The 6,024-nt window shown below is 71.5% G+C and carries 6 protein-coding genes; 2 read left to right on the forward strand and 4 right to left on the reverse strand.

Features of this window, described 5'->3' with window-relative positions:
• A partial coding sequence (locus tag ACFU7D_RS28230; protein WP_378873527.1) for an Eco57I restriction-modification methylase domain-containing protein occupies positions 1-1,218 on the reverse strand: 1,218 nt, incomplete at its 3' end.
• Between the two features lie 114 nt (positions 1,219-1,332).
• Here ACFU7D_RS28230 and ACFU7D_RS28235 point away from each other — a divergent pair.
• Positions 1,333-2,448, forward strand: coding sequence for a galactosyldiacylglycerol synthase (locus ACFU7D_RS28235; protein ID WP_378873529.1), 1,116 nt, complete (start codon positions 1,333-1,335; stop codon positions 2,446-2,448).
• On the opposite strand, the gene ACFU7D_RS28240 is transcribed toward ACFU7D_RS28235, so the two are convergent.
• The 3 genes from ACFU7D_RS28240 to ACFU7D_RS28250 form a co-directional block, all read right to left on the reverse strand.
• Positions 2,445-3,344, reverse strand: coding sequence for an amidohydrolase family protein (locus ACFU7D_RS28240; RefSeq protein WP_378873531.1), 900 nt, complete (start codon positions 3,342-3,344; stop codon positions 2,445-2,447). The genes ACFU7D_RS28235 and ACFU7D_RS28240 overlap by 4 nt on opposite strands.
• Positions 3,345-3,358: 14 nt before the next feature.
• Positions 3,359-4,201 carry an RNase H family protein gene (locus tag ACFU7D_RS28245; protein ID WP_378726638.1) on the reverse strand — a complete coding sequence of 281 codons (843 nt, stop codon included), beginning with the start codon at positions 4,199-4,201 and terminating at the stop codon, positions 3,359-3,361.
• A gap of 104 nt (positions 4,202-4,305) precedes the next feature.
• Entirely contained in the window at positions 4,306-4,977 is a 672-nt protein-coding gene (locus ACFU7D_RS28250; protein WP_378873535.1) for a DNA-binding response regulator, read from the reverse strand.
• Positions 4,978-5,084: 107 nt separating this feature from the next.
• Between ACFU7D_RS28250 and ACFU7D_RS28255 the strand changes: the two genes are divergently transcribed.
• Positions 5,085-6,002 carry an aldo/keto reductase gene (locus ACFU7D_RS28255; RefSeq protein ID WP_378873533.1) on the forward strand — a complete coding sequence of 306 codons (918 nt, stop codon included), beginning with the start codon at positions 5,085-5,087 and terminating at the stop codon, positions 6,000-6,002.
• Positions 6,003-6,024 lie beyond the last annotated feature (22 nt).

The following is a 6,024-nucleotide window of genomic DNA, read 5'->3' on the forward strand; positions in this document are numbered from 1 at the left end:
GGTCCGGGTGAGCGCCGGGACCGCGCGCCCGTCGCGCCAGGGGCTGTCGCGCGGCGGGGTGGTGCGCCATATGTTCGCGACGCGCACCCCGGCGGTCGGCCAGGGGGCCGACCGCTCCGCCCGGGCGACCTGCCAGCCGCGGTCGAGGAGCGCGCCGAGGCCGAAGCGCGCGGTGTCTCCCTCACTGATCGAGTCGGTCGTGATCAGCCCGATCTCGCCGCGGCTGAGAGCAGCGGCCCGGAGCAGGAAGTAGATGACGTAGTCGGCCCGCCTCGTCGTGCCGGCGGCGAGCGTGTGCGCGAGGTAGTCGCGCAGCTCCTGGCCGATCGCGTCCCGCACCCGCTTCACCCCGAGGTAGGGCGGGTTGCCGACCACCGCGTCGAAGCCGCCGCGCGCCATCACCTCGGGCGCGGCCAGCGCCCAGTGGATCGGCCGGACAGCAGGAACGGGCAGGCGCCGGCTTCGGCCCAGCGCCGCGTAGGCCTCCTCGAGCCGTCTCCCCGGCCGACCACCCAACGGCAGCGCGACCGCGACCATGGCATCGGCGTACGCCTTCGGGTCACCGACACCTGCAGGCAGCTCGTCCGTGTCGACGAGCCCGACCAGCGAGTTGCCGCACAGGATCCGGTCGTCGAGGAAGGTCAGCGGGAGCGAGGGGTCCTCGCAGAGCAGCCAGAGGGAGAGCTTGGCGATGTCGACCGCGACCGGGTCGATGTCGGCACCGTAGAGACAGCGAGTGACGACCTCGGCCACGGGCCGCTCGCACGACGACGCCAGATATCGGGCGGAGGCGAGGAGGAAGACGCCGGTCCCGGCGGCGATGTCGACCACGGCCGCGTCGGCGGAGGCGACCGGCGCCAAGGCGTGGGCGACCACCTCGTCGGTGAGCTCGGGCGGCGTGTAGTGGGCGCCGTTGTCGCGCCGCGAGGCGACCTCGAGCAACGCCTCGTAGACGTAACCGATCTCCTCCAGAACCAGATCATCGACTGCGGCCCCATCCAGGAAGAGATAGTTCGACAGCAGATGATCTCGTTTCGGACCATCCGGGCACGACAGCAGCCCCGCGGCGTCCAGTGCGGCGTCGGTGAGCACCATCCCCCGCGCCCGCGCGAACCCCGCCACGACGCTGCGCATCACCGCCGCCACCGCCGAGGGGCCACCACCCAGCTCGGCAACCGCCGACCGCGCTCGAGTGCGCAGTGCCCGGGGCGTGATCACAGGATGAACCATAGAACGCCGGGAGGTTCGGGGAGACGAACCGATGATGAAGAGTGCCGCACCGGGGTGCCCACGTTCACCACAACGTCACGCCGTGCGTACAGAATCCGGCGCATGTCCATCGACTCGGAGCGGCTCGGGCCCCTCCTTCACATCCGGCCCGGCACGGCACCCCGCGTGGCCATCGTCTCCGCGAGCTACGGCGCGGGCCACAACTCGGCCTCCCGGGAGATCTCACGAGCGCTCGGGGAGGCCGGATGCGACGTCGAGATCTTCGACTTCGTCGACCTGATGCCCTGGCGGCTCGGGCACGGGCTGAAGATGGGCTACAAGATGCAGCTCCAGGTCAGCCCCGACTCCTGGGGCACCACGATGAGCCTGGTCATGCCGGGACGCCGGCTCCACAAGCCGTTCAACCAGTTCCTTCGTCTCTCCACGCGCAACCTCACCGAAGCCATGCGCGGCGCCGATCTGGTCATCTCCACCCACCCGTTCTGCTCCCAGGTCATCGGCCACCTGCGCACCAGCGGGCAGCTCACCGTGCCCGCGGTCACCTACCTCACCGACGCCGCGGTCCCGGCCCTGTGGATCAACCCCGGCATGGACCTCAACCTCGCCATCCACGAGGTCGCCGCTCGCGAGGCGCGCATGCTCGGCGGCAACGCGGCCGTGGTCCAGCCGTTGGTCCCGCCGGGCGCGGCGTACGTCCCCGGGAAGGTCTTTCCCGACCCCCTCGCGGACCTCCACCTGGAAGGCCCGCGGGCGCTGGTCACCGGCGGCTCGCTGGGCGCTGGTGCGCTCGAGCAGACCGCGCGCGACATCCTCGAGCACAGCGACATGACTCCGGTGGTGCTCTGCGCGACCGACCCGTGTCTCAAGCGCCGCCTGGAGCGGATCCCCGGTGTCGTCGCGCTCGGCTGGCGCACCGATGTCCGCGCGCTGATGGCGACCAGCGACTGCGTCGTCCAGAACGCCGGCGGCTTCACCTCGCTCGAGGCCCTGGCCTCGGGCACGCCGGTGATCACCTACCGCTCGATCTCCGGCCACGGCGCCGCCAACTCGGCCAACCTGGACCGCGCCGGGCTGATCCCGTGGGCCCGCGACGAGGTCGAGCTCGCCAAGCACCTGGAAGTCGCCGCCGAGTCGCCGCGGTTCAACCGGCTCGCGCTCGGCGTCCCCGACATCGTCCAGCTCCTCACCGACAGCTACGACGAGACCGCCGTGGCCTAGGACCCGAAGAGCCTCGCGGCGTTCTCGTGGAGCACCCCGCGCGCCCACTCGTCTCCGAGCCCGAGCCCCAGGACCCCGTCGACCGCCTCGAGATAGGGATAGGGGATGTTCGGGAAGTCGCTCCCGAACAGCACCCGCTCCCCCAACGCCTTCAGCCGCGGCAGCTCCTCGGCCGGGAACGGCGTCGTCGCCTCGGTGAAGGCGGTGAAGGCCATGGTCGTGTCCAGGTGCACGCCGTCGTACTTCTCCACCAGGTCGAGGAACCGCGAGTAGTCCGGCAGCCCCATGTGAGCGACGATCAGCACCAGATCCGGATAGCGCCCGAGCAACGCCTCCATGCCGGTGGGTCCGGTGAACCGACCCGGAGCGGGCCCGTGCCCGGAGTGGATCACCAGCGGCGTACGCGACTGCGAGAGCACCTCCCAGACCGGGTCCAGCAGCGGCGAGTTGGGGTCGTAGTCGCCGACCTGGACGTGCGCTTTGAAGATCCGCGCGCCCGCCTCGACGGCCTCGCGCACGTAGTCACCGGCCCCCGGCTCCGGGTAGAACGTCGCCGACTGCAGGCAGTCCGGCTTGTCCGCCGCGAACTCCGCACCCCACTGGTTCAGCCACGCCGCCATGCCGGGCTTGTGCGGATAGGTGAGCGCCGAGAAATGACGTACGCCTAGCGACCGCAGCACCCGGAGCCGCTCCTCCTCCGAGTGCCGATAGGCGATCGGCCACGGCCGCCCGGTCAACGGCCCGGCCGCGTCGAAGTAGGCCCACACCTTGTCGAGCATCCGCTCGGGCAGGAAGTGCGTGTGTACGTCGAAGACGCCGTCCAGGCCCAGCGCGTCGAGCCGCGCGCGGAGCTGCGCGGGCTCGTCGGGGGCGATGGCGACCGCAGGAGGATTCACGCAGCCGAACCTACCTACCCGGCGAACGTCTCCGCGATCGCCCGGGCCCTTCCGGGCACCTCGTCGGCGGTCAGCCCCCAGGTCCCCTCGGCGAAGCGCCGGGCGAGCTTGGCGAGCGAGTCGGCGCCCTCGTTGAGCGCCTCGCCGACATGGCCGCGTACCCACTCGAAGGAGAGCCGATCGGACTCGCGGCACAGGTCGTCGTGCATCCGGGTCAGGCCGGCGAGCTCCGCGCGGTGCTCGGTCTCATAGCCCTTCGGCATCGACAGCTCACCTCGGAGCCAGTCCTCGATCATCGCGAGCGCGACCCGCGAGTCGGTCCGGATGGTCAGCGTGCGACGGGGCAGCGCCCGCACCGCCTCGGCGATCGCCTGCAGCTCGGCCAGGACCACCAGCGACTGCGGATCGCGGATCCGGGCGTTCGGGACCTGCCGGCCGAAGCCGTGCTGGCCGTCGCCGGCGAGCCATCCCCAGCCGATGAATCCACGATGCGCCGACCCGTCGGTCGCCACCACCAGCGGCGGCAGCGGGCCGGCCCGATGGATCGCCAGCGCTTCCACCGCCTCCGCACGGATGTCGGCGTCCGCGTCGGCGAACGGCACCACGGTGACCCCGGGATAGGCGTCCGCGATCTCGTCGGTCAGCATCCAGAACCGCGCGTTGGACGGCAGCGCGACCACGACCTGCACCGGCGCGTACGACTCCAGCGAGTCGTACGCCGCTCCGACGGCCGCGATGATCGCGTCCTCGATCCCCCGAGCGCCCAACGATCCCGCCGCGTGCAGCCCTGGACCGACCAGAACCCAGTCCCACTTCTCAGCGTCGCTGCGCTCCTTGACGACGATGAAGCAACGCACCACAGACCTCCTGACCCGCCCGAACAAGTCGCTCTCGACGTTACCGGGCGGCCCCTGAGAAAGAGACCGCGGCGTCAGGATCCGGACACCACCGACCGGAACGGTCAGACCAGCCCGAGCTCCCGGGCGCGTACGCCCGCCTGGAACCGGGACGAGGCGCCGAGCGCCTCCATGAGCTCGGCGACCCGGCGCCGGTAGGTGCGTACGCCGAGCCCGAGCGTGCGGGCCGCAGCCTCGTCCTTGACGCCCCGGCCGAGCAGGTCGAGCACCTGCGGCGCGATGTCGCGCAGCTCGGCGATCCGGGCGTCGTAGGCGTCCACCGTGGTCGCCGACCGCCAGGCCGCGTCGAAGAGGGAGGTGACGCCCTGGACCACCTCGGGCTGGGTGACGATGCTGAAGCTGCGCTCACCCAGGCGCCGGTCGCCGGCGAGGATCGCGACCCGTCGGTCGATCAGGATCGTCTCGTTGATCTCGTCGGGAGTGATCCGGATCTGGGCGCCGCGGGTGTCACGCATCTCGCGCAGATGGGCGGCGGAGACCGGGTCGAGCAGCACGTTGGGCCGGTAGACCTTCCGCAGCCGCGCCCCGCCGCCGGCGCGCCCGCACAGCGCGGCCCTGATGCCCGCCTCGGTCCGCGCGGCTGACCAGGTGCGCAGGTCGATCGCGGCACAGGCGATGTCGGTGGCGGCCGCGAACAGGTGCGAGGTGCGTCGCACGAGCTCCTCCTCGCCACGTACGACGGCGACGGTCCCGCCCGCCCGGATCGTCCCCACCATGTTCGTCACGGCATCGATTCTGCCCCGGCCATCAAGGCGCGCTCGGCGATCGGCAACAACCTGCCAAGGGCGTGAGTACGCGGCGACCAGTCGCGACGCTGGAGAGCATGACGACGAACCACATCACCGCCGGAGCCGCCGGCACCTGGCAGCTCGGCGACAAGCGGATCAACCGGATCGGCTTCGGCGCGATGCGCCTGATCGGCAACCTGTCCACCCCGGTCGCCCCCGATCGTGAGAACGCGATCACGCTGCTCCGCCGCGCCGTCGAGCTCGGCGTGAACCACATCGACACCGCGGCGATCTACTTCACCCCGACGCGCTCGGCCAACGAGCTGATCGCCACCGCTCTCCAGCCGTACACCGGTGACCTGGTCATCGCGACCAAGGTCGGCCCCACCCCGCGCGGCCGCGACGGCGCCTGGGAGTCCGAGCCACGACCCGAGCGTCTGCGCGACCAGGTCGAGGAGAACATCCGCCAGCTCGGCCTGGACCACCTCGACCTCGTGAACCTGCGCTGGGGAGTCGGACGCGAACGCGGCACCGGGTCGATCGCCGACCACTTCGGCGCCCTGCTCGACCTGCGCGAGGCGGGCCTGATCGAGCACGTCGGCCTCTCCAACATCGGCGCCGAGCAGCTCACCGAGGCGCTCGCGATCGGACCGGTGGCCTGTGTACAGAACCAGTACGGGCTCACCACCCGTCGCGAGGACGACGCACTGCTGCGGCTGTGCGGCGAGCACGGGGTCGCGTTCGTGCCCTTCAACTCCATCGGCGCCGCCGTCGCCGGCGCGGTCCCGGGAACCGCCCCCGACGAGAACGGTCGCGACGTCGTCGAGGCCGTTGCCGAGGCGCACTCCGCGACCCCGTCCCAGGTACGCCTCGCCTGGACGCTCCACCAGGGCCCGCACGTGCTCACCATCCCCGGCACCGCCGACCCCGCCCACCTCGAGGAGAACATCGCGGCCGGCGCCCTCCGGCTCACCGACGAGGAGGTGGCCAGACTGAGCCTGGCCGGGTTGTGAAGCTGAGAGTGGTCTATAGGCC

Origin of the sequence: Nocardioides sp. NPDC057577 (assembly GCF_042801335.1) — a bacterium.
Lineage (GTDB): Bacteria > Actinomycetota > Actinomycetes > Propionibacteriales > Nocardioidaceae > Nocardioides.

Coding starts and splice junctions, on each gene's coding strand:
- ACFU7D_RS28235 (WP_378873529.1), top strand. CDS start 1,333: ATGTCCATCGACTCGGAGCGGCTCGGGCCCCTCCTTCACATCCGGCCC.
- ACFU7D_RS28250 (WP_378873535.1), bottom strand. CDS start 4,977: ATGGTGGGGACGATCCGGGCGGGCGGGACCGTCGCCGTCGTACGTGGC.
- ACFU7D_RS28255 (WP_378873533.1), top strand. CDS start 5,085: ATGACGACGAACCACATCACCGCCGGAGCCGCCGGCACCTGGCAGCTC.